The sequence below is a fragment of the Burkholderia reimsis genome, assembly GCF_003294055.1.
Lineage (GTDB): Bacteria > Pseudomonadota > Gammaproteobacteria > Burkholderiales > Burkholderiaceae > Burkholderia > Burkholderia cepacia.
This window is the reverse complement of sequence record NZ_QMFZ01000069.1, coordinates 1-25,297: the sequence shown is the minus strand read 5'-3', so window position 1 is coordinate 25,297 and position 25,297 is coordinate 1. Positions and strand designations below refer to the sequence as shown.

Here is a 25,297-nt window from a genome sequence, read left to right as displayed (position 1 = left end):
CCGCAAATAATCCCCGCGCGTCCAGTCGAGCGACACGCCGACGCGTTTCGTACCCGGCCGGATCTTCGGCTTGTACACCGACAGCGTCAGCGACTCCAGCGCCGGCCATTCGCGGAACGACAGCACCGCGATGTCGGCGACGAGCGTCTCCAGCAGCCGCGTATGCGGCTTGTGCGACAGGAACGCGGCAAGTCGCGCGCAATAACCGTCGTAATCGATCCACTCGCCCTGCTCGCTCGGCTCGCAGCGATAGCCGAGCCGCGCATCGATCACGATCGGCTGCGGCGCTTCATGCTCGTGCGCATGAATGCCGATCCGCGCGGGCACCTTCAGTTCGTCGACGAACACGCTCCAGCCGCGCCCGCGCAGGCGCGGCGCGTCGATCGCCACGAACGGTTCGTCGAACGGCTTCATGATGCGAGCGGCGCGGCAGCGTCGAGCATGATGCGCACGAAATAATCGGCGAAGCTGCGGCGCAGGACGATCTCGAACGCATCGTCGCCGGTCGGGACCAGCACGATCGACGTCTTGAAGTAGTGCGACTGCGCGCACTGGCCCGGCTTGAACACGCGCGGGTGGAGATCGAGCGGGCAGCCGCGTGCGAGCACGTCGCGCACACGTTCGCCGCTGATCTCGACGACGGTATAACCGCTGCCGACGTCGACGGCCGCCGCATACGTACCCTGCACGGCCTCCGCGAGTCGCGCCTCCAGCACGCCTGCCTGCACGGGCCCGTGCGAGCGCACGAGCCACTCGTCGGGGCCGAGCCACAGCACGTCGTACTCGGCGCCGCGGGCGACCGTGTTCGGCGCCGCCGGCGGCCGGCAGCCGACCACGCGCTCGAACGCGGCGACGAACGCCGGATCGCTCAACTCGCCGCGCACGTTCACGAGATCGAGGAACGGCCGCTCGCGCAGCGTGAATTTCTTCGATGCGCGCGCCTGGTGCGGCTTCAGCACGTCGGCCGCGCCGACGAACGGCGATTCAAGCGTCACGCCGCCCGCGCCTGCCACCTGCGTCTGGTTTCTGGTTTCATTCCACATGCTGGCGCACCCCTTCGGTATCGTAGAAAACCGGGCTCGAGATCTTCGCGGTGATGCGCTTGCCGTTGGCCAGCGGAATCACGACGCTCTCGCCCATCTTGTTCAGGCCGCCCTTCACCACCGCGAGCGCGATCGAGCGCTTCAGGATCGGGCTGTAGTAGCTCGACGTCACGTGGCCGATCATCGGCGTCGGATCGACCGCCGACACCTGCGTGTCCTTCGCGACGATCTGCGCGCCTTCCGGCAGCACGAACTGTTCGTCCTCGGTCAGCAGGCCGACGAACTGCTTGCGGCCCTCCTTCGCGGTGTCCGAGCGCGCGAGCGAACGCTTGCCGAGGAAGTCCTTCGACTTCGCGACCAGCCCACCCATCCCGAGGTCGTACGGCGTGACCGAGCCGTCGGTGTCCTGGCCGACGATGATGTAACCCTTCTCCGCACGCAGCACGTGCATCGTTTCGGTGCCGTACGGCGTGATGTCGAACTCGGCACCGGCGGCCATCAGCGCTTCCCACACCGCGCGGCCCGCATTCGCCGGCACGTTCACTTCATAGGCGAGCTCGCCCGAGAAGCTGATCCGCATCACGCGCGCCTTCGCGCCGGCAACGGTGCCGTTCCGGTAGCTCATGAACGGGAACGCCTCGTTGCCGAAGTCGATGTCCTGGCACACCTTCTGCACGACCTTGCGGCTCTTCGGGCCGACCACCGCGAACGTCGCCCAGTGATCGGTGACCGACGACAGCCGCACCTTCATGTCGGGCCATTCGGTCTGCAGCCAGCGTTCGAGCCACGTGAGCACGCGCGCCGCGCCGCCCGTCGTGGTCGTCATCATGAAATGCTGATCTGCGAGGCGCACGGTCACGCCGTCGTCGAACACCATCCCGTTTTCGTCGAGCATCAGCCCGTAGCGGCACTTGCCGACCTCGAGCTTGTTCCACGGGTTCGTGTACATCCAGTTCAGCAGCTTCACGGCATCCGGGCCCTGGATGTCGATCTTGCCGAGCGTCGATGCGTCGAGGATGCCGACGCTGTTGCGCACCGCCAGGCATTCGCGCTTCACGGCCGCATGGAGGTCCTCGCCTTTCTTCGGGAAGTACCACGGCCGCTTCCAGTTGCCGACGTCCTCGAACAGCGCGCCGTGCTCGACATGCCACTCGTGCACGCAGGTCTTGCGGATCGGGTCGAGGAAATCGCCGAGCTCGCGGCCCGCGAACGTACCGAACGAAACGGGCGTGTAGTTCGGGCGGAACGTGGTCGTGCCCGTTTCCGGAATCGACTTGCCGAGCGCCCCCGCGAGGATCGCCATCCCGTTGATGTTGCCGAGCTTGCCCTGGTCGGTGCCGAAGCCCATCGCCGTATAACGCTTCACGTGCTCGACCGACTCGAAGCCTTCGCGCGCGGCAAGCAGGATGTCGGCGGCCGACACGTCGTTCTGGAAATCGACGAACTGCTTCGGCCCGCGCGCCGCGGCCTCGCGGCTGCCGACGAGCCACAGCGGCTGCAGTGCGCCTTCGACGGCTTCCGCGACCTGCGGTGCGGCCGGGCGCTGCTCGGCCGTGAAGCCCGCGGCCTTCGCCGCTTCCACGCCCGCATCGACCGCGAGCCGCAGCGCGCGCGCCAGGCCGAATTCCCCGGCCGCAGCGCCGATGCTCGCTTCCGCCTGCACGGGCTTGCCCGGCAGGAAGCACGCCTTCTCGTCGCTCCAGCACGCCTTGCCGCCCGACTGCGCGAACAGGTGCAGCACGGGGCTGAAGCCGCCCGACATCGCGACGAGGTCGCACGGCAGCGTCTGCAGCTTGCCGCCCACCTGGCCGTTCGTGCTGGACGCGACGTCGACCGACGATACGCGCCACTTGCCCGATGCGGCCGTCACGACGGCGCCGCTCAATACCGTCACGCCCTGCCGCTTCGCCGCGGCCGGCAGCGCGCCGTTCGACGATGCGCGCGAATCGACGACCGTCACCTTCGCGCCGCACGCCTTCAGGTCGAGCGCGGTCTGGTACGCACGATCGTTGTTCGTGAACACGACCGCGTTGCGGCCCGGCAGCACGCCGAAGCGATGCACGTAGGTGGACACCGCGCCGGCGAGCATCACGCCCGGCAGGTCGTTGTTGCCGAACACGATCGGACGCTCGTGCGCGCCGGTCGCGAGGATCACGCGCTTCGCGCGAACTTTCCACAGCAGCTCGCGCGTGCCCTTGCGCATCGACACGGGCAGGTGATCGGTCAGGCGCTGCGTGACCGTCACGAGGTTGTGGTCCTGGTAGCCGAACGCGGTGCTGCGCGACAGGATCGTCACGTCGGGCAGCTTGCGCAGCTCGGCCTCGATCTTCTCGACCCACTGCAGCGCGGGCTTCGCGTCGATTTCCGCGCGGCACGACAGCAGGCTGCCGCCGAGCTCGCGCTGGTCGTCGACGAGGATCACGCGCGCGCCGGCCGTGGCCGCCGCATGCGCGGCCGCGAGCCCCGACGGGCCGCCGCCCACGACGAGCACGTCGCAGTGCGCATAACACTTGTCGTAGCGATCGGCGTCGAGCGCTTCCGGCGCCTTGCCGAGGCCGGCGGCTTCGCGGATCTTCTCTTCGTACTTCGGCCACATGTTGCGCGGCCACATGAAGGTCTTGTAGTAGAAGCCGGCCGGCAGGAAGCGCGACAGCTTCTGGTTGATCGCGTACTTGTCGTTCTCGAGCGTCGGCTCGGCGTTCACGCTCGACGCGACGAGCCCCTGGTACAGCTCGATCTCGGTCGCGCGCGCATTCGGCACCGTGTACGGGCCCGATTCGAGCTGCACGACCGCATTCGGTTCCGCGACGTCAGCCGTCACGATCCCGCGCGGGCGGTGGTACTTGAAGCTGCGCGCGACGAAGTGCACGCCGTTCGCGAGCAGCGCGGACGCGAGCGTGTCGCCCTGGAAGCCCTGATACGTGCGGCCGTTGAACGTGAACGTCAACGGAATCGCGCGATTGATGCGGCCACCGGTGCCGAGGCGGTCTTTCTGGCTCATTTGCTCGTGCCCTCTTCGTGTGCGTTGCCGGCAGCGTCGCCACCGAACTTTTCGTAGCCCTTGATATCGTAGGTCACCGTGTCGCGCGTGGCCTTGAACCAGCGGCGGCAGCCCTGCGCGTGCAGCCATTGCTCCTTGTGCAGCCCGCGCTTGTTCTCGCGCATGAACACGTATTCGCCCCATTCGCGGTCGGTCATGTTCTCGTTGTTGACGGGGCGCACGATGTCGGCTTCACCGCCGCACGAGAACTCGGATTCGGCGCGCGGCCCGCACCACGGACATTCGATCAGCAACATGTTTTCTTCTCCTCGTTCAGTGCGCGACAGCGGCTGCGCCGTGCTCGTCGATCAGGTGGCCCGTGTAGAAGCGGTCGAGCGCGAACGGCGCGTTCAGCGGATGCGGTTCGTCGCGCGCGATCGTGTGCGCGAACACCCAGCCCGAGCCGGGCGTCGCCTTGAAGCCGCCGGTGCCCCAGCCGCAGTTGAAGTAGAGACCCTTCACGTCGGTCTTGGTGATGATCGGGCACGCGTCCGGCGACACGTCGACGATGCCGCCCCACTGGCGGTTCATCCGCACGCGCGAGAACACCGGGAACATCTCGACGATCGCCTGCAGCGTGCTTTCGATGATGTGGAAGCTGCCGCGCTGGCCGAAGCCCGTGTACTGGTCGATACCCGCGCCGATCACGAGGTCGCCCTTGTCGGACTGGCTGATGTACGCGTGCACCGCGTTCGACATGATCACCGAGTTCACCACCGGCTTGATCGGCTCGGACACCAGCGCCTGCAGCGGGTGGCTTTCGATCGGCAGGCGCACGCCGGCCATGTCGGCGAGCGTCGTCGTGTTGCCGGCCGCGACCACCGCCACCTTCTTCGCCTTGATGAAGCCCTTCACCGTATCGACGCCGACCACCGCGCCGCCTTCGCGGCGAATGCCCGTCACCTGGCAGTTCTGGATGATGTCGACACCCGCGCGGTCCGCACCGCGCGCAAAGCCCCAGGCCACCGCGTCGTGACGCGCCACACCGGCGCGGCGCTGGATCGACGCGCCGAGCACCGGATAGCGGCTGTTCAGGTTGATGGTCGGCTCGATTTCCTTGATCTGTGCAGGCGTCAGGAATTCGGCGTCGACACCGTTCAGGCGGTTCGCGTTCACGCGGCGCTCGGTGTCACGCACGTCCTGCAGCGTGTGGGCCAGGTTCATCACGCCGCGCTGGCTGAACATCACGTTGTAGTTCAGGTCCTGCGACAGCCCTTCCCACAGCTTCATCGCCTTCTCGTACAGCGCGGCCGATTCGTCCCACAGATAGTTCGAGCGCACGATCGTCGTGTTGCGCGCGGTGTTGCCGCCGCCGATCCAGCCCTTCTCGAGGATCGCGACGTTCGTGATGCCGTGTTCCTTCGCGAGGTAGTAGGCGGTCGCGAGGCCGTGGCCGCCGCCGCCGACGATCACGACGTCGTATTCCTTCTTCGGTTCCGGGCTCTTCCACTGCTTTTCCCAGTTCTCGTGATACGAGAGACCGTTGCGGAACAGGCTGAATATCGAGTAGCGGCTCATGTTGTGGTCCTTCGTTAGCATTCGATGACGTTCACGGCCAGACCGCCGCGCGACGTTTCCTTGTATTTCGTCTTCATGTCGGCGCCCGTCTCGCGCATCGTCTTGATGACCGAGTCGAGCGACACGTAGTGCTGGCCGTTGCCCTTGAGCGCCATGCGCGACGCGTTCAGCGCCTTGATCGCGCCCATCGCGTTGCGCTCGATGCACGGGATCTGCACGAGCCCGCCGACGGGGTCGCAGGTCATCCCGAGGTTGTGTTCCATGCCGATCTCGGCCGCGTTCTCGACCTGGTCGGGCGTGCCGCCCATCACCGCGGCCAGCGCCGCGGCCGCCATCGAGCACGCGACGCCCACTTCGCCCTGGCAGCCGACTTCCGCGCCGGAGATCGACGCGGTTTCCTTGTAGATGATCCCGATCGCCGCGGCCGTCATCAGGAATTCGACGATGCCGGCTTCGTTCGAGCCCGGCACGAACTTCACGTAGTAGTGCAGCACCGCGGGAATCACGCCGGCCGCGCCGTTGGTCGGCGCGGTGACGACACGGCCGCCCGCCGCGTTCTCCTCGTTGACGGCCATCGCATACAGGTTGACCCAGTCGAGCATCGACAGCGGGTCGCGCAGCGACTCTTCCGAACGCGCGCGCAGGCGGGCATTCAGCTCGGCCGCGCGGCGCTTCACGCGCATCGGGCCCGGCAGGTCGCCCTCGACCTTGCAGCCGCGCTCGACGCAGGCGGCCATCGTGCGCCAGATCGCGAGCAGCCCGGCGCGCACTTCGTCGGCGGGACGCAGCGCGCATTCGTTGCGCATCATCAGCTCGGCGATCGACAGCCCGTGCTCGCGGCACTGGCGCATCAGGTCGTCGCCGGTGCGGAACGGGTACGGCACCTCGACCGCCGCGCGCACGCCGTTCACGCGATCGCCGTCGCGGTTCACGACGAAGCCGCCGCCGACCGAGTAATACTCTTTCTCGACGAGCAGCTGGCCGTGTTCGTCGAAGGCCTGGAAGCGCATCCCGTTCGGGTGCACGATGCTCGTGCCGCTCATCAGCTTGCGATAGAAGCCGATGTGTTCCTTTTCGTCGAAGCGCACCGTCTGCTTGCCGAGCAGCGACAGCGATTTCTCCGCGCGGATCGCGGCCAGCCGCGGCTCGATCAGGTCGGGATCGATCGTGTCGGGCAGGTGGCCCTCGAGGCCGAGCAGCACGGCCTTGTCGGTGCCGTGGCCCTTGCCGGTCGCGCCGAGCGAGCCGTACAGCTCGACCCGCACGCGGCGCACGAAGCCGAGCAGGTTCGCGTCCTCCACGTGCGACGCGAAGCGGCACGCGGCGATCATCGGGCCGACCGTATGCGAACTGGACGGGCCGATGCCGATCTTGAACAGGTCGAACGCGCTGACGTTCATCTGGCTTCCTCAGGGTGACATGCGTGGAATGACGTTGGGCACCAGTACATCAAAGCGTAAAATCGGCCGATAGAACAAAAACGGCATCGGCGTGGGATACCGCCGCCAAGCGCCGCGCCGGCGGGCCGGAAAGTGCGTTTTGGCGATGGTTCGCGACGGAAAACCACAAGTCGGGCCGGAGCCGATCGGCGACGCTGGCTGCATCCGCGTCGCCCGGCCGTGCCCGACCGCCGTACCCGCGTAACCCGTATCGACAGACTGAGTGAGACCGCCTGCCCGGCGTGAAGAGATTGGCCGCGATGACACCCGACGTACCCGCTTCCCCCCTCGCAGAACCCGCACCGCGACGCATCCGCTTCGGCATCGTGCTGCTGCCGAACTTCACGCTGACGGCCTTCTCGGGCTTCGTCGACATGCTCCGGCTGTCGGCGGACGACGGCGACTACAGCAAGCCCGTGCGCTGCGCGTGGAGCGTGATCGGCGAGACCCTCGCGCCGGTGCGCGCGAGCTGCGGGATCCAGATCACGCCATGGGAAACGTTCGACGCGGCCGAGCCGTTCGACTACGTGGTGGTGGTCGGCGGCCTGCTGCATTCGGGGCCGCAGGCGGGCCCCGAGACGCTCGACTTCATCCGCCGCGCGGCGGCCGGCGGCGCAACGGTCGTCGGGATCTGCACCGGCGTGTTCACGCTGATGCGCGCAGGCGTGCTCGACGGCTACCGCACCTGCGTGAGCTGGTTCCATTACTGGGATTTCATCGAGCGCTTTCCGGCCGCCGATCCCGACCTGCTGATCGCCGACCGGCTGTTCGTGATCGACCGGCGCCGCATCACCTGTTCGGGCGGCCGCGCGTCGATCGACGTCGCCGCCGCGATCCTGCTGCGCCATTTCGATCACGCGACCGTGCAGAAGGCGCTGCGTATCCTGCTGGTCGGCGAGATGCAGAAAGGAAACGCCCCGCAGCCGCATCCGCCGGGCCTCGAGCCGGCGACGCACCCGAAGGTCAAGCGCGCGATTCTCCTGATGGAACAGCATGTCGGGCGGGCGCTGTCGCTCGACGAGCTCGCGAACAAGCTCGACCTGTCGACGCGGCAGCTCGAGCGGCTGTTCAAGGCCGAAACGGGCAAGAGCCCGCAGGCATTCGCGAAACAGGTGCGGCTGCGCACGGCCGCGTGGCTGCTGACCAGTTCCGACCGCACGGTGGCCGATATCGCGTCGAGCTGCGGGTTCGCCGATGCGTCGCACCTCGGACGCGAGTTCCGCAAGCAGTTCGGCGTGCCGCCGGCGACTTATCGGGAGCGCGGCGGCGAAGTGGCGGAAGCCGGCGCGACGGCAGATGCGACGGACGACTCCGTCGAGGACCTCGCCGACTGACGGCCGACGCACCCGCACTGCCCTTTCCCGCCCGGCTGACCCACCGCAAAGCGATAGTCGATCGCACCGATTTCCCTTCAAATGGAACCGGTTTCAATTGATTTGACCGACGTTGCCCTCCGTTGATCGAGGGTTATCCCGGATGCTTCGTCGCGCTCAAATTTGTATGATGACCACATAACCTTACAAACCAGAGCACCATGTTCGAGAAAATTCCCGCCCGCGCGATGAGCGACCATGTCGCGCAGCAACTGCTCAAGCAGATCGAAGTCGGCAGCTTCTCGGCCACCGGCAAGCTGCCGACGGAGGCCGTGCTCGCGCAGGAATTCGGCGTGAGCCGTACCGTGATCCGCGAGGCGATCTCGCGGCTGAAGAACGAAGGCGTGGTCGAGCCGCGCCAGGGCAGCGGCGTGTACGTGAACCAGCACGGTGCGATCCGGCCGCTGCGGATCGACTATGCGGAAGCGGTCGAGGCCACCTCGCTGCCGCACCTGCTCGCGGTGCGCCGTGCGATCGAGGCCGAGGTCGCGGCCGAAGCGGCCCTGCACCACACTGACGAAGACATGGCCGACATCGACGATGCGCTGCGCAAGATCGACGAGGCCGTGGCCGAAGGGCGCGACGGCGTCGCGGAAGACGTCGCGTTCCACCGCACGATCGCGGCCGTCACCGGCAACCCGTATTTCCTGAAGACGCTGCAGTTTCTGAACCAGTACCTCGAAGCCGGCGTGAAGGTCACGCGGCGCAACGAAGCAACGCGCGAGGACTTCTCGCGCCAGGTGCGCGACGAACACGCGGCGATCGCCGACGCGATCCGCGCGCGCGACCCGATGGCCGCGCGCAACGCGGCACGCACGCATATGTACAACGCCGCCCGCCGTCTCGCGGAAGCCGGCATCTGCTGAAGCCGGCGGCCGCGGCCGTTACCGGCGGCGCCGCTGTCACGAACCTCTCCCGAATCGATCAAGGTTGACCATGTCACGAAATGTTGGAGTCATCGGCCTCGGCGCGATGGGCCTCGGCGTCGCCCGCTCGCTGCTGCGCGCCGGCCTGCGCGTGCACGCATGCGACGTGCGCGACACCGTGCTGCAGGCATTCGCGGCCGAAGGCGGCATCGCCTGCGCGACGCCGGCCGAACTCGGCGCGTTGTGCGACGTCGTCGTCACGCTCGTCGTGAATGCCGCGCAGACCGAAACGGTGCTGTTCGGCGAGCACGGCGCGGTCGCGGCGATGAAGCCGGGCGGCGTCGTGATCGCCAGCGCGACCGTCGCGCCGGAATTCGCGGTGGCGCTCGGCGCACGCATCGAGGCCGCCGGCCTGCAGATGCTCGATGCGCCCGTGTCCGGCGGTGCCGCGCGCGCGGCCTCCGGCGAGATGACGATGATGACGTCGGGCCCGGCCGCCGCGTACGCGGGCTGCGAGGACGTGCTCGCCGCGATCGCCGGCAAGGTCTATCGCCTCGGCGATTCGCACGGCATCGGCTCGAAGGTGAAGATCATCAACCAGTTGCTGGCCGGCGTGCATATCGCCGCGGCGGCCGAGGCGATGGCACTGGGCCTGCGCGAAGGCGTCGATGCCGACGCGCTGTACGACGTGATCACGCACAGCGCCGGCAATTCGTGGATGTTCGAGAACCGCGTGCCGCACATCCTGAACGGCGACTACACGCCGCTGTCGGCCGTCGACATCTTCGTGAAGGACCTCGGCCTCGTGCTCGATACCGCGCGCCGCAGCAAGTTCCCGCTGCCGCTGTCGGCCACCGCGCACCAGATGTTCATGAGCGCGTCGAGCGCCGGCCACGGCGGCGAGGACGATTCCGCCGTGATCAAGACCTTCCCCGGCATCACGCTGCCGCCCGCCCGCTGATTCGAACGACGTACCCGCCATGACCGCTCCCGTTTCCCGTCCCCTGCTCGGCTGCATCGCCGACGATTTCACCGGCGCGACCGATCTCGCGAACATGCTCGTGAAAAGCGGCATGCGCACCGTGCAGACGATCGGCGTGCTCGCCGACGGCGCCACGCTTGATGCGGACGCGATCGTCGTCGCGCTGAAGTCGCGCACGATCCCCGCGGCCGACGCCGTCGCGCAATCGCTCGCCGCCTACGCATGGTTGCGCGAGCAAGGCTGCCGGCAATTCTTCTTCAAGTACTGCTCGACGTTCGATTCGACCGACGCGGGCAACATCGGCCCCGTCGCCGATGCGCTGCTCGATGCGGCCGGCGGCGGCTTCACGATCGCGTGCCCGGCGTTCCCCGAGAACGGCCGCACGATCTATCGCGGCCACCTGTTCGTCGGCGACGTGCTGCTGAACGAATCGGGCATGGAAAACCATCCGCTCACGCCGATGAAGGACGCGAACCTCGTGCGCGTGCTGCAGCGGCAAACGAAGTCGCCCGTCGGCCTGATCCGCTACGACACGATCGCGCTGGGCGCGGCCGCCGTGCGCACGCGGATCGACCAGTTGCGTGCGGAAGGCGCACGCTTCGCGATCGCCGACGCGCTGTCGGACCGCGACCTCTACGTGCTCGGCGAAGCCTGCGCGGGCCTACCGCTCGTCACCGGCGGCTCGGGCATCGCGCTCGGCCTGCCCGCGAATTTCCGCCGCGCGGAGCAACTGCCCGAGCGCGACAACGCGGCGTCGCTGCCGCGTATCGACGGCCTGTCGGCGGTGCTCGCCGGCAGTGCATCGAAGGCCACCAACGCGCAGGTCGCCGCATGGCGCGCCACGCGGCCGAGCTTCCGTATCGATCCGCTCGCGGCATCGCGCGGCGAACCCGTCGTCGACCAGGCACTCGCGTTCGCGCGCACGCACCTGCCGCAGCCCGTGCTGATCTACGCGACCGCGACGCCTGACGAAGTGAAGGCCGTACAACAAGCGCTCGGCGTCGACGCGGCCGGCCATCTCGTCGAAGCCACGCTCGCGGCGATCGCGCGCGGGCTGCGCGATCTCGGCGTGCGCAAGTTCGTCGTCGCCGGCGGCGAGACGTCCGGCGCGGTCGTGCAGGCGCTCGACGTAAAGTCGCTGCAGATCGGCGCGCAGATCGATCCGGGCGTACCGGCGACGGCCACCATCGACGCGGCGCCGCTCGGCCTCGCGCTGAAGTCGGGCAACTTCGGCACCACGGACTTTTTCGACAAGGCGCTGCGCGCGCTGGACGGAGCCGCACGATGAGCGACGAAGCGAAACTGCGCGAGGAGATCTGCGTCGTCGGCGCCAGCCTGTACGCGCGCGGCCACGCGGTCGGGAGCGCCGGCAACATCAGCGCGCGGCTGTCCGACGGCTGGCTGATCACGCCGACCGACGCGTGCCTCGGCCGGCTCGACCCGAACGACATCGCGAAGGTCGGCCTCGACGGCCAGCCCGTGTCGGGCGGCAAGCCGTCGAAGACGCTCGCGCTGCATCGCGGCATCTACGCGCGCAATGCCGAAGCGAACGGCGTCGTCCACACCCATTCGACGCACCTCGTCGCGCTGACGCTCGCGGGCGTATGGCGCGACACCGACGTGCTGCCGCCGATCACGCCGTACTACGTGATGAAGGTCGGCCACATTCCGCTGATCCGCTACCGCCGCCCCGGCGATCCGGGCGTCGCGGCGGAAGTCGCGGCGCTCGCCGACCAGGTGCGCGGCGTGCTGCTCGACCGCCTCGGCCCGGTGATGTGGGGGCCATCGGTGTCGCACGCGTCGTATGCACTCGAAGAACTCGAGGAAACGGCGCGGCTGTGGTTGATGACGAACCCGAAACCCGAACCGCTCGACGAGGCCGCGCTCGACGAATTGCGCGCCAGCTTCGGCGCGCGCTGGTAGCGACGTACCCCGCAACGATTCCCATGCCCGCCGTGTGCGCGGGCCCTTCCGTCAGCACACGCAACGATCCGGCGGCGTACGCGCCGCCGGCACACAACATCCTGGAGACGACGATGACTGCTCTCGACGCGGCCGCTGGCCGCTCGCCCGCCGCGCCCGCCCACGCCGCGGAACTCGACCGCACCTACAAGAAAGTGTTCTGGCGCATCGTGCCGTTCCTGATGCTCTGCTACGTGGTCGCGTATCTCGACCGCGTGAACGTCGGCTTCGCGAAGCTGCAGATGTCGCAGGATCTCGCGTTCAGCGAAACCGTGTTCGGGCTCGGCGCCGGCATCTTCTTCCTTGGCTATTTTCTGTTCGAACTGCCAAGCAACATGCTGATGCACCGCATCGGCGCACGCATCTGGATCGCGCGGATCATGATCACGTGGGGCCTGCTGTCCGGGCTGTTCGCATTCGTGCAGACGCCGACGCAGTTCTACGTGCTGCGCTTCCTGCTCGGCCTCGCGGAAGCCGGCTTCTATCCCGGCGTGATCCTGTATCTCACGTACTGGTTCCCGTCGCATCGCCGCGCGAAGATCATCGCGGTGTTCATGTCCGCGATTCCCGTGTCGGGCATCTTCGGCAACCCGCTGTCGGGCTGGATCATGGAGCGCTTCCACGGCGGCTCGGGTTTCCACGGCTGGCAATGGATGTTCATGATCGAAGCCGTGCCGGCCGTGCTCGTCGGCATCGCGACCATCCTGTATCTCGACAACAGCATCCGCGGCGCGAAGTGGCTCGACGAACGCGAGAAACAACTGCTGGAGGACGAGATCGCCGCGCAGCCGCAGGAACAGCAGCAGCACGGCCACTCGCTGAAGGCCGTGTTCGCCGACCCGCGCATGTGGTGGATGTCGCTGATCTACTTCGCGTTCGTCACGGGCCAGTATGGCCTCACGTTCTGGATGCCGACGCTCGTGAAGTCGACCGGCATCACCGATACGCTGCAGATCGGCCTGCTGTCCGCGATCCCGTTCGTCGTCGCGATCGTCGTGATGAACCTGTTCGGCCACAGCGCGGACAAGCGCCGCGAACGCCGCTGGCACCTGATCGTGCCCGCGCTGATGGGCGCGGTCGGGTTTGCGGTCGCCGCGTCGTACTCGCACAATACGGCGGTGTCGATCGTGTTCCTGTCGCTCGCGGCGGGCGGCGTACTGACCTGCGCACCGCTGTTCTGGTCGCTGCCGACCGCGTTCCTCGCGGGCTCCGCGGCCGCCGCCGGGATCGCGATCATCAACTCGGTCGGCAACCTCGCCGGGTTCGCGAGCCCGTACGTGATCGGCTACCTGAAGGACGTCACGCACAGCACGGCGTCCGGCATGTACGTGCTGGCCGCGATGCTCGTGATCGGCGCGATCGCCGTGTGGCTCACGCCCGCGAAACTCGTGAACCGCTGAACCGCCGAGTTGCCATTCGATGCGGGGCGGCACATGCCCCGCCCCATTCATTCACAGGACCCGCTGCCATGCCACGCTTCGCCGCCAACCTCTCGATGATGTACACCGAGCACGCGTTCCTCGAACGCTTCGCCGCTGCCGCCTACGACGGCTTCAAGGCCGTCGAGTACCTGTTCCCGTACGACTTCGCCGCCGAGGACATCCGCGCGCGCCTCGACGCGCACCACCTCGAACAGGCGCTGTTCAACGCGCCGCCCGGCGACTGGGCCGCGGGCGAACGCGGCACCGCATCGCTGCCGGGCCGCGAGGACGAGTTCCGGCGCGGCATCGATCAGGCGCTCGACTATGCACGCGTGCTCGGCAACCGGAAGCTGCACGTGATGGCCGGGATGGTGCCGCCGGGCGCCGACCGTGCACGCCATCGCGACACCTACCTGTCGAACCTGCGCCATGCCGCGCAGGCCGCTGCCGCGCACGGCATCACGATCCTGATCGAGCCGATCAACCAGCGCGACATGCCCGGCTATTTCCTGAGCCGCCAGGACGACGCGCAGGCGATCCGCGCGGAAGTCGGCGCGCCGAACCTGAAGGTGCAGTTCGACTGCTACCACTGCCAGATCGTCGAAGGCGATCTCGCGACGAAGCTCCGGCGCGATTTCGCGGGCATCGGCCATATCCAGATCGCGGGCGTGCCCGACCGCCACGAGCCGGATCTCGGCGAAGTCAACTACCCGTATCTGTTCGAGCTGATCGACACGCTCGGCTACGACGGCTGGATCGGTTGCGAGTACCGCCCGAAGGCCGGCACGTCGGAAGGGCTCGGCTGGCTCAGGGCCTGTTCCCGCTAATTCACGCATTCCTCGGAAGGTAACGAACATGAAAGTACTGATCACCGGCGGCGCCGGCTTTCTCGGCCAGCGTCTGGCGCGCAAGCTGCTCGAGCGCGGCGAACTGAGCGGCCCCGACGGCCGCAGCGAGAAGATCGACGAGCTGGTGCTGCTCGACGTCGTCGAAGGCAGCGATTTCGGCGATGCGCGCGTGACGTCGATCGTCGGCGACATCGCCGATCGCGCGGTGCTCGAACGCGCGATCGACACGCAAACCGGCGCGATCTTCCACCTCGCGGCAATCGTCAGCGGGCAGGCCGAGGCCGATTTCGATCTCGGCATGCGGATCAACCTCGACGCGTCGCGCGCGCTGCTCGAAGTGTGTCGCGCGCGTGGCCACCGGCCGCGCGTCGTGTTCACGAGCTCGGTCGCGGTGTATGGCGGCACGCTCCCCGACGTCGTGCAGGACGACACCGCGCTGAACCCGCAATCGTCCTACGGCGCGGAGAAGGCGATCGCCGAGCTGCTGCTGTGCGACTACGCGCGGCGCGGTTTCGTCGACGGCCGCGTGCTGCGGCTGCCGACGATCAGCGTGCGGCCGGGCCGCCCGAACGCGGCCGCATCGTCGTTCGCGAGCGGCATCATCCGCGAGCCGCTGAACGGCGAGGAAAGCGTGTGCCCGGTGCCGGGTTCGACGCGGCTGTGGCTGCTGTCGCCGCGCGGCGCAATCGAAGCGCTCGTCGCGGGCTGCGAAATCGACAGCGCGAAGCTCGGCAACAAACGCGTGATCAATTTGCCCGGCCTGTCGGTATCGGTCGACGAAATGATCGCGGCGCTGCGCGAAGTCGCGGGCGACGAAGTCGTGAAACTGATCCGCCATGTGCCCGACGAGCGCGTCGAGAAGATCGTCGGCAGCTGGCCGGGCCGCTGGGATACGTCGCGCGCGGAAGCCCTCGGATTGAAGGGCGACACGTCGTTCGCGGACGTGATCCGCAGCCATCTCGCCGACGAACGGCGCTGATTCCCGCGCCGCCGGCCGCGCGGGCACGGGCTGCGCGGCCGCATCAATGCGGCCGGGCGGATTCGCCGATGGGCAACGACGCGCGTTTCGTTCCGCCCGGCCGGTTCGCCGAACCGGCCGCCCACTGCCACGCTAGCAGGCCCGGCAGATAGAACAGCAGGTCGCGCACGCGGCGGGCGCCGGCCAGGGCGAGACACGTCGGCGGATCGAACCCGAGGAGCCCGCCGATCAGCACGAAGCCGCCCTCCTGCACGCCGAGGCCGCCCGGCATCAGGAACGCGATACTGCTCACGAGCTGGATCAGCGCCTCGATCGCGAGCGCCTGCGCAAAGGTCGGCTCCGCGCCGAGAAAGACCAGCGCGAGCCAGATTTCCAGCGCGTAACCCACGAACTGCAGGGTTTGCCAGATCGCGAGGTAGCGCACGACGATGCCGGTCTTTCTCCAGATCATCCGGATCGACTGATCGGTACGCGCCGATTCGCCGACGAGCGCCACCACCTTCCCGCTCGTGACGCGGTTCAGCACGCGCATCGCGCGCTCGAACGGCCGCGCATGCTGCACCAGCGCGAACAGCAGCAGCACCGGCACCAGCGCGGCCATGCCGATCGCGAGGTTCCCGGCCACCCGGGCGGCATCGGACGAGACGTGCCCGAGCACGTAGCCGATCGCGACCAGCGCGAACACCAGCTGGCTGATCAGCGTCAGCTGCATGTCGGCGACGAGGCTGGCCACGGCCGTCGCCGGCCGCACGCCCGCCTGCCGCAGCATGCCGAACGACACGATCTCGCCGCCGATCCGCGCGACCGGCAGCAGCCCGTTGATCGACTCGCGAATCCACACGAGTTTCAGCATCGTCGCGAACGACGGCCGGCGCGGGCCGCGGATCAGCATCCGCCAGTCCCACGCATTCGCGAGCATCGGCAGGAGGTGGGCCAGCGCCGCGAGCAGCAATCCGGCGCCGGCAATCTGCAGGCGATGCAGGATGTCCAGCGGATGCTCGCGCCAGATCAGCCACACGGCGAGCGCCAGCCCGCCCAGCGCCGCGGCCTGCCCCGCGCGCCGAAGCCGCGCGTCGCTGCGCGCGACGTTCCGGGCGGCGTCGCCGCCGGGGTTCGTCTGCGTCGTCATGATTCGCTCGCCGCCGACAACAGCCCTTCCCGGTTCACGCGAAAGCGCGTGCCGCGCCACACGACATGCGACGAGAAGAAGCTCGACACGAACACGAAGAACTGCAGGAGATCGACGAACGGCAGCCAGATTGCGCCGCGCAGCCCCGCGCCGGTCGCACGGCTCGTTCTCAGCATCAGCAGCACCCGCGCGGCGAGCGCCGCGACCGCCAGCGCGCACGCGGCGGCCGTGCCGCCCGAGAACAGCAGCGCCAGCAGCGCGAGCGGCACCGGGTGCATCAGCACCGAGCCCGCATGACCGAGCCGGTCCGCCGCGCGAATCGTGCAGCTCCAGCGCAACTCGTGGGCGTACAGCCTCGAGAACGTCTCCTCGACGCACGCATGCCCGACGACGAACGGCGGAATGACGACCTGCGCGCCCGCCTGCCGCACCGCTTCGCCCAGCGCGTGATCCTCGGCCAGGTGATGCGCGAATCGCGCGAGGCCGCCGATACGTTCGAGCGTCGCGCGCGTGATCGCAATCGTCTGGCCAAAGCACGGCCGCGCACGCCCGATGAAGAGCCCGGTGATCACGCCCGGCAGGAAATGGTAGTTCGTCATCGCGACGGCGATCCCGGGCCAGAAACCCGGCGATGCGACACCGCGGTACACGCTCGTCACGATGCCGACATCCGGCTGCTGCAGCGCGCCGACGACCGCGCGCAGATAATCGCGCTCGACCAGCACGTCGCTGTCGGCGAGGCACAGCACCGAATACTCCGCGTGTTCGAGCATGTTCACGAGATTGCCGATCTTGCGGTTCGGCCCGTACAGCCGCGCATCGGCGACGACCTTGATGTTCGCGTCAGGGTAGCGTGCACGCAGCGTCTCGACGGCCGCGAGTGCCGCGTCGCCTGCATCGTGCACGCCGAACAGGTGCTGGACCGGGCCAGGGTAATCCTGCACGAAGAAGCTTTCGAGATGCTGTACGAGCTGCCACTCGTCGCCGTGCAGCGGCTTCGCGACAGTGACGCCCGGATACTCGCGCGGCTGCGCCGCCGGCCTCGAAAAGAACCGCCCGACCAGCACGCTGGCCGCGACCGTATACGCAATACCCAGCAATACGCCCAGCCCGCAGACGATCGACATCGCGCCGGCCAGCGCGTGCAGCACATGCAGCAACACCATGCGATTCCCCAGTGGTGGCCCGGCGGGACCGTGGTGCATCGGGGCGGGCACGCGCGAAGGCGGGCTCACCCGTGTGCGTAGCGGAACCGATTTCCGTTGAGCCGGATATGAAGGATGACCAGCCGACGGTACGCGCAATCGGATGACACTGCTACCGTGTGACGATCGATTCCGGTCACGTGTACGAATCCGCAATCCAGCGCCGCCCTGAAGGCCGCGCGGGCAAGCTTGCGGACCGAAAGGATCGCGGTGACGATCGCGACGACGGTCCACATGCGAAACGTCATCGTCGTGAAAAATGCCTCGGGTACGCGCAGCGCCAGCCATGAAACCAGCACGAAGCACTGAACGAACATGCCGGCCAGCGCGGCGATCAGCAGGTAGGCGCGCCATCGCTCGATCGTTGAGGGGGCCATGAGGAGTGAATCTCCCGTACGGGCGACTCGCGTCGACCGGACATCGATCGGCAAGGTCGCGGATTGACGGGCAAGCCGGACAGGCGTGACCCGGTTCGGGATCAGGGGCAGCGGAAAATCCCCCTGGAAGCGGTGTGGCCGATGGTAGCGGGATTGCCGCCGCCGAACCTTAAGCGTTCTTCAGAATCGGAAGAAGTTTGATCCAGCACAATTACAATCCGTTGCACGGCAGGTGCGGCGCGCTCGTACAATCGCAGGCATCCCGCCCCCGAATCGACCATGCGACTCCTCCTTGTTGAAGACGACGACCTGATCGGCAGCGGTCTCGAGATCAGCCTGACCCAGGCCGGCTATCACGTGGACTGGTTGCGCGACGGTCACGCAGCGGCAGCCGCGCTCGCGACCACGCGCTTCGCGCTCGTCGTGCTCGATCTCGGCCTGCCCGGGAAATCGGGCACCGAGCTGCTGCGCGCGTTGCGCGATGGGGGCGATACCGTCCCCGTGCTGGTCCTGACCGCGCGCGGCACCGTGGCCGACCGCGTCCGCGGCCTCGACGACGGCGCCGACGACTATCTCGCGAAACCGTTCGAACTGACCGAAGTGCTCGCCCGCTGCCGCGCGCTCGTGCGCCGCTCGCAAGGCCGCGCCGGCGACGAGATCGTGTGGCGCGACATCACGATCGACCTGACCGCCCACACGGTGACACGCGATGCGTCGCGCATCGCGCTCACGTCGCGCGAGTGGGCCATCCTGGTCCAGCTCGTCAGCCACCCGGGCGCGCCGCAGTCGCGCTCGCGCCTCGAGGACACCCTGTACGGCTGGCAGGAAGGTATCGAAAGCAATGCGATCGAGGTGCATGTGTCGAACCTGCGCAAGAAGCTCGGCGCGGAACTGATCCGCACCGTTCGAGGCGTCGGCTACGTCGTCGATCTCGCATGACGTCCCGCTCGATACGGCGCCGCGTTTCGTCGATGGCGCTCGGCTGCGTGACGGTCGTGTGGCTCGTCGCCGTGTTCGGCAGCTTCCGGTATGCGACGCGCGAGATCGGCGAATGGGAAGACGCCCGCCTCGTCGAATATGCGTCGCTGCTCGTCAATCTCTCGCCTGCCGACCTCGATCGCCTCGCCCGTGTGCCGCCGGACGCGCGTGTCGAACTGGATCGCCGCGGCTCGAAACCCGCCCCCGAAACCGACGGCGATCGCCTTCCGCGCGACGTGCTGTTCGAGGTGCGCGACGCACGGGGCCAGGTCGTCGCGTCGAGCCTCCCGGCCGGCGCCGCCGGCCTGCCCGACGCGCACGACCCGCGCGGTGTTCCTGAAACGATCGTCATCCGCGGCGCGTCATGGCGTACGCACACGCTGCGCGACGACGCGTCGGGACGCCGGATCCGCGTGATGGAAATCGCGAACACGCGCAGCGACCTGGCGACCGGCACCGCGCGCGGCATCGTCCTGCCGTTGATCGTCGCGCTCCCGGTGCTGGCGCTGCTCCTCTGGTACCTGATCGGACGCGGTCTCGCGCCGCTGAAGACGCTGTCGACGCTGATCGGCGCGCGCGACGCGCGATCGCTCGAACCGCTCGGCATCGCCGCCGTGCCGGACGAAGTGCGCCCGCTGGTCGACGCGATCGACCGCCTGCTGGCCCGGCTGCGGCAATCGATCGTGCGCGAGCGCGCGTTCACGTCCGACGCCGCGCACGAGCTCAAGACACCGCTTGCCGCGATCAAGGTCCAGGCCCAGGTGGCCATCGCGACCGACGATCCGGCACTCCAGCGGCTCGCGATGCAGCGGGTCGTTCAAGGCGTCGACCGCAGTGCGCGTCTCGCCGAGCAGTTGCTGCTGCTCGCGCGGCTCGACGAATACGAACGCATTCCGACACGCGCGGTCGCCGTTCGCGAACTCGTCGAAGCCGCCCTCGACCGCCATCTCGCGAAGGCGTCGGACAAGGCCATCGACCTCGTGGCCGGCCCCGTCTCCGAGCGCGCGATCGACGCCGATCCGATCCTGATCGGCATCCTGCTCGACAACCTCGTCGACAACGCCGTGAAGTACGGCCGCCCGGGCGGCCGCATCGAGCTCGGCGTGCGCGACGACGGCGCACTGCAATGCATCGTCGTTCGCGACGACGGGCCCGGTGTCGCCCCCGGCGAGCACGAGCGGCTCGGCGACCGCTTCTATCGCGGCAGCGGCGCGCAGTCGCCCGGCAGCGGGCTCGGGCTGTCGATCGTCACGCGCATCGCGCAATACCTGGGCGGCACCGTGCAGTTCGGGCCCGGCATCGGCGGCCAGGGCCTCGGTGTCGCGGTTGCACTGCCGTCGGCCGGCGCGGGCGAAGCGACGCCGGCAGGCTCACCCGACGACCGATCGCCGCGTGAGATGCCGCATGCTTAACGTTTCGTTAAGCATGCGGTCGTAGAATCCCTCCGTCCGATACTGTCCCCGCCGTACGCAGGAGTCTCCATGTCCACACCCGCCCGATATGACACCGTTGCGCGTTTTCTTCACTGGCTGATCGTCGCGCTGATCGTCGCGCAATATGCGATCGGCTGGACGATGCCCGACGTGCATCGCGATACGCAGCCCGTCGGCCTGATCGCCGCGCACCTGATCGTGGGCACCGCACTGCTCGCCGCAATGGCCTGCCGCGTGCTGTGGCGCGTGACGCATCGCCCGCCGGCGAACGACCTGTCTCCTGCAATGCGTGCGCTGTCGGGCGTCACGCATTTCGCGCTCTACGCGCTGTTGATCGCCGTGCCGCTGCTCGGCTGGATCAACGCATCGTCGCGCGCGTGGGGCGTGACGCTGCTCGGGATCGTGCCGCTGCCCGCGCTGTCGGCGGCCGGTTCCGGATTCGGCCACGCGATGGGCGACGTGCACGGCATCCTCGCGTGGGTGCTGTTCGCCGGCATTTGCCTGCACGTGGCAGCGGCGCTGGCGCACCGCTTCGTGCTGCGCGACCAGGTCCTGCAGCGCATGATGCCCTGGTGATCGCGCGATCGGCAGCGCGGCATGGCAGGGCGCGCATGAACCGGCCTGCTGCAAGGGCCGCACGCGTCGTCGCCCCGGCTCATCGCACGACCGGCCGGCCTGACCATCGCGCGCCGCCGGCCAGATGATCGCGGCGCCGAGCGAAGCGGCGCGCGATCACGGGCACGGCGGCCGGCGCCCTTCCACCGCGTCGGGCGGCACGAACGGCTGCCGGACGGCCGTGCCGCGAACACGACGGCCTGAAGTCGCACAAGACCATATCGGCACCTAGTTGCTGTTCTGCGCCGGCATACCGGCCGCCGGTGCATGCGCGGCGGCAGCCGCCATCCGGGCCCGGTCCTGTTCGGCAAGCCTCGCTTGCGCCGCCTGGATGTCCGCCGGATACTCGCCGTCGTCCCCTTTCGCCGGGTCGTACCCGGCTGCTTCCAGGCGCATCAATTCGTCGCGAACCTGCGCGCGCGTCAGCGGCGCGGCCGATTGCGCGAAGGCCGACTGACCGACGATCGCCGCGATCATCATCAGTACTGCGATATATGCTTTCATCATGAACTCCTTCCATGTTCCGTATCGATCAACCTGGGTGAATGCCTGCCCTGCGAACGCAGGCGGCTGCGTCAGCTGCCGAAATAGATCGTGCAGAAACTCGCCGGGCCGACGCATGCGACGGAATGCTGGCGTGGCGCCATCGTCACCGGCTTGCCGGCTTCGGATGAAACGGCCGGATCGCTGCCGACCGCCGTGCTCGCCTGGCGCTGCGGCATCTGTTCGGCCTGTTGCCGGAACAGCGGGCTCACGTCCGGATACGACGTATCGGTCACGAAACGCAGCCCCTGGTTCTCGGCGTCGATCAGTTGCTGCCTGACCTGCGCGCGCGTCAGTGCCTGCGCCGATGCGGGCGCCGCGACACCCGCGAAAGAAATCGCCGCCACGGCGGCGGCCACCAGCCAATGCTTGTTCATGTTCCACTCCTTAAGAAGTCAACGAGACGACGTGCTACACCCGTATGACGACGGAGCGTGTGCATTTATTCCCGCATGTCGTGGCCCGGATCACGCGGCTTCCGCGGCTCCGGGGGTGCGTGGAACGAACCTTCATGAATCTGTCATTCTTTCGTCAGCCGGCGTAACCTGACGTAACGCAGCGCCCGCCCCGCTTCGGGCAGACTGACGTCACCCTTTTCGGATCGCGCCTCGATCGACCATGTCTGTCGCTTACGACTATGCAGCCGGCCTGCTGCGCACGCTGTACGACCGCCATATTGACGGCGGTGCAGTGCTCGATACGGCCGCGTTTCCCGATGCCGGGCGTTTCGTCCGTGCGTGGCCCGCCATCCAGGCGGAGGCATTCGCCGTGGCGCGCGACATGGCGCGCATCCCGCGCTTCCACGAGATCATGCGCGAGCAGTACGACATCTCGGCCAACGATGCACGCGACTGGCGGATGTTCATCATGCAGGCGTACGGCCAGCCGTTCCCGCGCAACCTGTCGCGCTGCCCGACCGTCGCGTCGATCGTCGCGACGTCGCCGGACGTGCTGTCCGCATCGCTGTCGTTCCTCGCGCCCGGCAAGCACATTCCACCGCATCGCGGGCCGTTTCGAGGCATCCTGCGCGGCTATCTCGTGCTGTCGATGCCGAAGCACGCGGACGGCACGCCGGCCGCCGTGCTGAAGGTGGACGGCCATGAATACCGGCTCGACGAAGGCCGTTTCCTGCTGTGGGACGATACGTTCATGCACGAGGTGTGGAACGACAGCGACGCCGTGCGGATCGTGCTGCTGCTCGATATCCGCCGACGCGGGATGCCGCGCCTGCTCACGTGGCTGTCGAATGCGGTGATCGGCATCGTGCGGATCGGGATCAGGATCCGCGGGCGATCGATTCCGGTTTAGCGCGGGCGGCGGGCACTCTCCGGGCGTCCCTTCGTTTCGACTACCCTCTCTGGTGTCGAAAGGGCGTCCGGCCCGCCCCGGATGCAGGTGAAATCATCAGGACACCTTTCCGAAATCATCCGGCAACGCATAGATGCCGCGCTTCGCGACGCACGGAACAGGCGGCGCGATCTGCCGAACGTTCACCAGTTCCCAGCACACGTATCCGGCACACCATTGCTTGCCTTGCGAGCGGGCTTCATCGGGCGTCCAGTCGTGCACCCCCATGACATCAACCATCGCGAGCGCGATACCGTCGGGATCCTCCTGCCCGTCCTGTCGCAGGAAGATCGTGTTCTGCACCAGCACGAGATCGCGCAACGGCATGGCCGGCGGCGCCCACGAGCGGATCTCCACGCGCTTGCGGCCCGCGACGATATCGTCGACGGCGGGTTTGACGATCGACAGCGCGGATCGCGGCATGGCGGGAATGTCCTTCATCGGCAAGTGGAGAGCGTGCGACCGTCGAGCGGCATGGCGGCCGAATCCGGCATGCGATGGCGACCCGGGCGGGATTGTTGCCGATCCGCGTGATCGTGTCGACCGCGACGGATCGACACGCCGGCGCACGGCGACTACGAGACGCCGTCTTTGCGCCCCCGACGGATCGCCTAAACTAAAGACCGTCCCCTCCGCGCGGCTCCTGCCGGCTCCCGCCATGGCGCACCTCTTCTTCGCCGCCTCGATCCAGCGGCACATCGAAACGCCCGAGCGCGAAATCGACGCCCGCACGCTCGGCGAAGCATTCGACACCGTTTTCGGCGAGCAGCCGCGACTGCGCGGCTACATCCTCGACGACCAGGGCGCGCTGCGCAAACACCTGTCGGTATTCATCGACGGCCAGCCGATACGCGACCGTCAGCGCCTGTCCGACGTGCTCGGCGACGCGAGCCGGGTCTATGTCGTACAGGCGCTGACGGGCGGATAAAGGGACGCATGCACAAGCGCCGACCGCGTGCCGGAACGCCAGGTCGGGCCATCAGGAGACATCGCACATGAACGATCGACTGCTCGTCGCCACCCGCAAGGGCCTGTTCGTCCTGCAGCCCGACGGCAACGGCGGCTGGACGCTCGGTGAGCCGCATTTCGCCGGCGAGCCGGTCAGCATGGCGCTCGCCGACCCGCGCGACGGCACGCTGTATGCGGCGCTCAACCTGGGGCATTTCGGCGTGAAACTGCATCGCAGGCGAGCCGGTGCCACCGACTGGGAAGAATGCGCGGTGCCCGTGTATCCGCCGCAGCCAGCCGACGATCCGCCCGCCAGCGCACCGTCGGGCACGGGTGCCGCGAGCGACACGGGCGACACGCCGCCCGGCCCGCCGCAGCCGCCGTGGACGCTCCAGCAGATCTGGTCGCTCGAAGCCGGCGGCACCGACGAGCCGGGCGTGCTGTGGGCGGGCACGATCCCCGGCGGGCTGTTCCGCTCCGACGACGGCGGCGGTTCCTGGGTGCTCAACCGGGCATTGTGGGATCGCCCGGAGCGCGCCGAATGGGGCGGCGGCGGATACGATGCGCCGGGCATCCATTCGGTGATGGTCGATCCGCGCGACAGCCGGCACGTGACGATCGGCATCTCGTGCGGCGGCGTCTGGCAGACCGCCGACGGCGGCGCGACGTGGCGTGTGACGGCCGACGGCATGGAAGCCGACTACATGCCGCCCGAGCGACGCGGCGAACCCAACGCGCAGGACCCGCACCGCGTCGTGCAGTGCGCGGCCGATCCGGACGTGCTGTGGACGCAGCATCACTGCGCGATCTTCCGCTCGACCGACGGCGCCGAACACTGGCGGAGGATCGAGGCACAGCCGTCGAGCTTCGGTTTCGCGGTGGCCGTGCATCCGCACGAACCGGACACCGCGTGGTTCGTTCCGGCCGTGAAGGACGCGTGCCGGATTCCGGTGGACGGCCGGTTCGTCGTCACGCGCACGCGCGACGGCGGGCGCAGTTTCGAGCCATTCACGAACGGGCTGCCGCCCGCACCGGCGTACGACCTCGTGTATCGGCACGGGCTCGCGGTGGACGATTCGGGCACGCGCCTCGCGATGGCGTCGACGACCGGCGGGTTGTGGACATCCGATGACGGCGGGGAAAACTGGCAGTTGGTGTCCGCGCATCTGCCGCCGGTTTATTGCGTCAGGTTCGGGTGACGGTGTGCGGGCGCACCGTTCGCACACGGCCCGCGCCGCCCCGCTTTAGCGC

Annotated in this window: 26 protein-coding genes; 14 read left to right on the top strand and 12 right to left on the bottom strand. The window is 68.2% G+C overall.

Features of this window, described 5'->3' with window-relative positions; genetic code table 11:
* The 6 genes from DPV79_RS39740 to DPV79_RS39715 form a co-directional block, all read right to left on the bottom strand.
* Positions 1–414: dihydroneopterin aldolase (locus DPV79_RS39740; protein WP_133295779.1), on the bottom strand; the 414-nt coding region annotated here is incomplete at its 3' end.
* Positions 411–1,043 carry a sarcosine oxidase subunit gamma gene (locus DPV79_RS39735; protein WP_048025495.1) on the bottom strand — a complete coding sequence of 211 codons (633 nt, stop codon included), beginning with the start codon at positions 1,041–1,043 and terminating at the stop codon, positions 411–413. The genes DPV79_RS39740 and DPV79_RS39735, both read right to left, overlap by 4 nt.
* Complete coding sequence (locus tag DPV79_RS39730; protein WP_113047991.1) at positions 1,033–4,044, bottom strand: sarcosine oxidase subunit alpha family protein; 3,012 nt, start codon at positions 4,042–4,044, stop codon at positions 1,033–1,035. Before DPV79_RS39730 ends, DPV79_RS39735 begins: the two co-directional genes overlap by 11 nt.
* Positions 4,041–4,340, bottom strand: a complete 300-nt coding sequence (locus DPV79_RS39725; protein WP_027790629.1) for a sarcosine oxidase subunit delta — start codon at positions 4,338–4,340, stop codon at positions 4,041–4,043. The genes DPV79_RS39730 and DPV79_RS39725 overlap by 4 nt, the downstream gene beginning before the upstream one ends.
* Before the next feature lie 16 nt (positions 4,341–4,356).
* On the bottom strand, positions 4,357–5,601 hold the full coding sequence (locus DPV79_RS39720; RefSeq protein ID WP_006480591.1) for a sarcosine oxidase subunit beta family protein: 1,245 nt from the start codon (positions 5,599–5,601) through the stop codon (positions 4,357–4,359).
* 14 nt (positions 5,602–5,615) lie between these two features.
* Complete coding sequence (locus tag DPV79_RS39715; RefSeq protein ID WP_027790628.1) at positions 5,616–7,001, bottom strand: L-serine ammonia-lyase; 1,386 nt, start codon at positions 6,999–7,001, stop codon at positions 5,616–5,618.
* 299 nt (positions 7,002–7,300) lie between these two features.
* Here DPV79_RS39715 and DPV79_RS39710 point away from each other — a divergent pair, with 299 nt between their 5' ends.
* The 8 genes from DPV79_RS39710 to denD all read left to right on the top strand — a co-directional run bounded on the left by DPV79_RS39710 (position 7,301) and on the right by denD (position 15,471).
* Entirely contained in the window at positions 7,301–8,374 is a 1,074-nt protein-coding gene (locus DPV79_RS39710; protein WP_111942793.1) for a GlxA family transcriptional regulator, read from the top strand.
* A gap of 200 nt (positions 8,375–8,574) precedes the next feature.
* Positions 8,575–9,279, top strand: a complete 705-nt coding sequence (locus DPV79_RS39705) for a FadR/GntR family transcriptional regulator (RefSeq protein WP_048025492.1) — start codon at positions 8,575–8,577, stop codon at positions 9,277–9,279.
* Positions 9,280–9,343: 64 nt separating this feature from the next.
* Positions 9,344–10,240, top strand: a complete 897-nt coding sequence (gene ltnD / locus DPV79_RS39700) for an L-threonate dehydrogenase (protein ID WP_341867652.1) — start codon at positions 9,344–9,346, stop codon at positions 10,238–10,240.
* Positions 10,241–10,259: 19 nt separating this feature from the next.
* Positions 10,260–11,549: a 3-oxo-tetronate kinase gene (otnK, locus tag DPV79_RS39695; protein WP_113047989.1), complete on the top strand. Its 1,290-nt coding sequence runs from the start codon at positions 10,260–10,262 to the stop codon at positions 11,547–11,549.
* Entirely contained in the window at positions 11,546–12,184 is a 639-nt protein-coding gene (otnC, locus tag DPV79_RS39690) for a 3-oxo-tetronate 4-phosphate decarboxylase (RefSeq protein ID WP_059859806.1), read from the top strand. Before otnK ends, otnC begins: the two co-directional genes overlap by 4 nt.
* 113 nt (positions 12,185–12,297) lie before the next feature.
* Positions 12,298–13,623, top strand: a complete 1,326-nt coding sequence (locus tag DPV79_RS39685; RefSeq protein ID WP_059818322.1) for an MFS transporter — start codon at positions 12,298–12,300, stop codon at positions 13,621–13,623.
* A 68-nt stretch (positions 13,624–13,691) separates the two neighbouring features.
* Positions 13,692–14,471, top strand: coding sequence for a 2-oxo-tetronate isomerase (gene otnI, locus DPV79_RS39680; protein WP_113047988.1), 780 nt, complete (start codon positions 13,692–13,694; stop codon positions 14,469–14,471).
* 28 nt (positions 14,472–14,499) lie between these two features.
* Positions 14,500–15,471, top strand: coding sequence for a D-erythronate dehydrogenase (gene denD / locus DPV79_RS39675; protein ID WP_021156339.1), 972 nt, complete (start codon positions 14,500–14,502; stop codon positions 15,469–15,471).
* Positions 15,472–15,514: 43 nt separating this feature from the next.
* On the opposite strand, the gene DPV79_RS39670 is transcribed toward denD, so the two are convergent.
* From DPV79_RS39670 to DPV79_RS39660, 3 genes are all read right to left on the bottom strand, one after another.
* Positions 15,515–16,600 carry a lysylphosphatidylglycerol synthase domain-containing protein gene (locus tag DPV79_RS39670; RefSeq protein ID WP_021156340.1) on the bottom strand — a complete coding sequence of 362 codons (1,086 nt, stop codon included), beginning with the start codon at positions 16,598–16,600 and terminating at the stop codon, positions 15,515–15,517.
* Entirely contained in the window at positions 16,597–17,766 is a 1,170-nt protein-coding gene (hpnI, locus tag DPV79_RS39665) for a bacteriohopanetetrol glucosamine biosynthesis glycosyltransferase HpnI (protein WP_021156341.1), read from the bottom strand. The genes DPV79_RS39670 and hpnI overlap by 4 nt, the downstream gene beginning before the upstream one ends.
* Positions 17,767–17,831: 65 nt before the next feature.
* Positions 17,832–18,182 carry a hypothetical protein gene (locus tag DPV79_RS39660; RefSeq protein WP_021156342.1) on the bottom strand — a complete coding sequence of 117 codons (351 nt, stop codon included), beginning with the start codon at positions 18,180–18,182 and terminating at the stop codon, positions 17,832–17,834.
* A 279-nt stretch (positions 18,183–18,461) separates the two neighbouring features.
* Between DPV79_RS39660 and DPV79_RS39655 the strand changes: the two genes are divergently transcribed.
* From DPV79_RS39655 to DPV79_RS39645, 3 genes are all read left to right on the top strand, one after another.
* Positions 18,462–19,121: a response regulator gene (locus tag DPV79_RS39655; protein WP_059650275.1), complete on the top strand. Its 660-nt coding sequence runs from the start codon at positions 18,462–18,464 to the stop codon at positions 19,119–19,121.
* Positions 19,118–20,572: an ATP-binding protein gene (locus DPV79_RS39650; RefSeq protein WP_042972677.1), complete on the top strand. Its 1,455-nt coding sequence runs from the start codon at positions 19,118–19,120 to the stop codon at positions 20,570–20,572. Before DPV79_RS39655 ends, DPV79_RS39650 begins: the two co-directional genes overlap by 4 nt.
* Positions 20,573–20,641: 69 nt before the next feature.
* Complete coding sequence (locus DPV79_RS39645) at positions 20,642–21,169, top strand: cytochrome b (RefSeq protein WP_113047987.1); 528 nt, start codon at positions 20,642–20,644, stop codon at positions 21,167–21,169.
* Between the two features lie 267 nt (positions 21,170–21,436).
* On the opposite strand, the gene DPV79_RS39640 is transcribed toward DPV79_RS39645, so the two are convergent.
* Positions 21,437–21,712: a DUF4148 domain-containing protein gene (locus DPV79_RS39640; protein ID WP_113047992.1), complete on the bottom strand. Its 276-nt coding sequence runs from the start codon at positions 21,710–21,712 to the stop codon at positions 21,437–21,439.
* A gap of 71 nt (positions 21,713–21,783) precedes the next feature.
* Positions 21,784–22,128, bottom strand: coding sequence for a DUF4148 domain-containing protein (locus DPV79_RS39635; protein ID WP_113047986.1), 345 nt, complete (start codon positions 22,126–22,128; stop codon positions 21,784–21,786).
* A gap of 241 nt (positions 22,129–22,369) precedes the next feature.
* On the opposite strand from DPV79_RS39635, the gene DPV79_RS39630 reads away from it, so the two are divergent.
* The gene (locus tag DPV79_RS39630) at positions 22,370–23,059 is read left to right on the top strand and encodes an aspartyl/asparaginyl beta-hydroxylase domain-containing protein (RefSeq protein ID WP_113047985.1); all 690 of its coding nucleotides are present in this window, start codon (positions 22,370–22,372) and stop codon (positions 23,057–23,059) included.
* Positions 23,060–23,155: 96 nt separating this feature from the next.
* On the opposite strand, the gene DPV79_RS39625 is transcribed toward DPV79_RS39630, so the two are convergent.
* The gene (locus tag DPV79_RS39625) at positions 23,156–23,521 is read right to left on the bottom strand and encodes an ASCH domain-containing protein (protein ID WP_051392120.1); all 366 of its coding nucleotides are present in this window, start codon (positions 23,519–23,521) and stop codon (positions 23,156–23,158) included.
* Positions 23,522–23,756: 235 nt separating this feature from the next.
* Between DPV79_RS39625 and DPV79_RS39620 the strand changes: the two genes are divergently transcribed.
* Together DPV79_RS39620 and DPV79_RS39615 are read left to right on the top strand one after the other, a co-directional pair.
* Positions 23,757–24,026, top strand: a complete 270-nt coding sequence (locus DPV79_RS39620) for a ubiquitin family protein (RefSeq protein WP_059682289.1) — start codon at positions 23,757–23,759, stop codon at positions 24,024–24,026.
* A 67-nt stretch (positions 24,027–24,093) separates the two neighbouring features.
* Positions 24,094–25,245 carry a WD40/YVTN/BNR-like repeat-containing protein gene (locus tag DPV79_RS39615; protein WP_113047984.1) on the top strand — a complete coding sequence of 384 codons (1,152 nt, stop codon included), beginning with the start codon at positions 24,094–24,096 and terminating at the stop codon, positions 25,243–25,245.
* Positions 25,246–25,297: the final 52 nt, after the last annotated feature.

What these genes read in the sequence shown, in the direction of transcription:
- DPV79_RS39735 (WP_048025495.1), bottom strand. Translation starts at nt 1,043, where the DNA reads ATGTGGAATGAAACCAGAAACCAGACGCAGGTGGCAGGCGCGGGCGGC.
- DPV79_RS39730 (WP_113047991.1), bottom strand. Translation starts at nt 4,044, where the DNA reads ATGAGCCAGAAAGACCGCCTCGGCACCGGTGGCCGCATCAATCGCGCG.
- DPV79_RS39725 (WP_027790629.1), bottom strand. Translation starts at nt 4,340, where the DNA reads ATGTTGCTGATCGAATGTCCGTGGTGCGGGCCGCGCGCCGAATCCGAG.
- DPV79_RS39720 (WP_006480591.1), bottom strand. Translation starts at nt 5,601, where the DNA reads ATGAGCCGCTACTCGATATTCAGCCTGTTCCGCAACGGTCTCTCGTAT.
- DPV79_RS39715 (WP_027790628.1), bottom strand. Translation starts at nt 7,001, where the DNA reads ATGAACGTCAGCGCGTTCGACCTGTTCAAGATCGGCATCGGCCCGTCC.
- DPV79_RS39710 (WP_111942793.1), top strand. Translation starts at nt 7,301, where the DNA reads ATGACACCCGACGTACCCGCTTCCCCCCTCGCAGAACCCGCACCGCGA.
- DPV79_RS39705 (WP_048025492.1), top strand. Translation starts at nt 8,575, where the DNA reads ATGTTCGAGAAAATTCCCGCCCGCGCGATGAGCGACCATGTCGCGCAG.
- otnK (WP_113047989.1), top strand. Translation starts at nt 10,260, where the DNA reads ATGACCGCTCCCGTTTCCCGTCCCCTGCTCGGCTGCATCGCCGACGAT.
- otnC (WP_059859806.1), top strand. Translation starts at nt 11,546, where the DNA reads ATGAGCGACGAAGCGAAACTGCGCGAGGAGATCTGCGTCGTCGGCGCC.
- DPV79_RS39685 (WP_059818322.1), top strand. Translation starts at nt 12,298, where the DNA reads ATGACTGCTCTCGACGCGGCCGCTGGCCGCTCGCCCGCCGCGCCCGCC.
- otnI (WP_113047988.1), top strand. Translation starts at nt 13,692, where the DNA reads ATGCCACGCTTCGCCGCCAACCTCTCGATGATGTACACCGAGCACGCG.
- denD (WP_021156339.1), top strand. Translation starts at nt 14,500, where the DNA reads ATGAAAGTACTGATCACCGGCGGCGCCGGCTTTCTCGGCCAGCGTCTG.
- DPV79_RS39670 (WP_021156340.1), bottom strand. Translation starts at nt 16,600, where the DNA reads ATGACGACGCAGACGAACCCCGGCGGCGACGCCGCCCGGAACGTCGCG.
- hpnI (WP_021156341.1), bottom strand. Translation starts at nt 17,766, where the DNA reads ATGGTGTTGCTGCATGTGCTGCACGCGCTGGCCGGCGCGATGTCGATC.
- DPV79_RS39660 (WP_021156342.1), bottom strand. Translation starts at nt 18,182, where the DNA reads ATGGCCCCCTCAACGATCGAGCGATGGCGCGCCTACCTGCTGATCGCC.
- DPV79_RS39655 (WP_059650275.1), top strand. Translation starts at nt 18,462, where the DNA reads ATGCGACTCCTCCTTGTTGAAGACGACGACCTGATCGGCAGCGGTCTC.
- DPV79_RS39650 (WP_042972677.1), top strand. Translation starts at nt 19,118, where the DNA reads ATGACGTCCCGCTCGATACGGCGCCGCGTTTCGTCGATGGCGCTCGGC.
- DPV79_RS39645 (WP_113047987.1), top strand. Translation starts at nt 20,642, where the DNA reads ATGTCCACACCCGCCCGATATGACACCGTTGCGCGTTTTCTTCACTGG.
- DPV79_RS39640 (WP_113047992.1), bottom strand. Translation starts at nt 21,712, where the DNA reads ATGAAAGCATATATCGCAGTACTGATGATGATCGCGGCGATCGTCGGT.
- DPV79_RS39635 (WP_113047986.1), bottom strand. Translation starts at nt 22,128, where the DNA reads ATGAACAAGCATTGGCTGGTGGCCGCCGCCGTGGCGGCGATTTCTTTC.
- DPV79_RS39630 (WP_113047985.1), top strand. Translation starts at nt 22,370, where the DNA reads ATGTCTGTCGCTTACGACTATGCAGCCGGCCTGCTGCGCACGCTGTAC.
- DPV79_RS39625 (WP_051392120.1), bottom strand. Translation starts at nt 23,521, where the DNA reads ATGCCGCGATCCGCGCTGTCGATCGTCAAACCCGCCGTCGACGATATC.
- DPV79_RS39620 (WP_059682289.1), top strand. Translation starts at nt 23,757, where the DNA reads ATGGCGCACCTCTTCTTCGCCGCCTCGATCCAGCGGCACATCGAAACG.
- DPV79_RS39615 (WP_113047984.1), top strand. Translation starts at nt 24,094, where the DNA reads ATGAACGATCGACTGCTCGTCGCCACCCGCAAGGGCCTGTTCGTCCTG.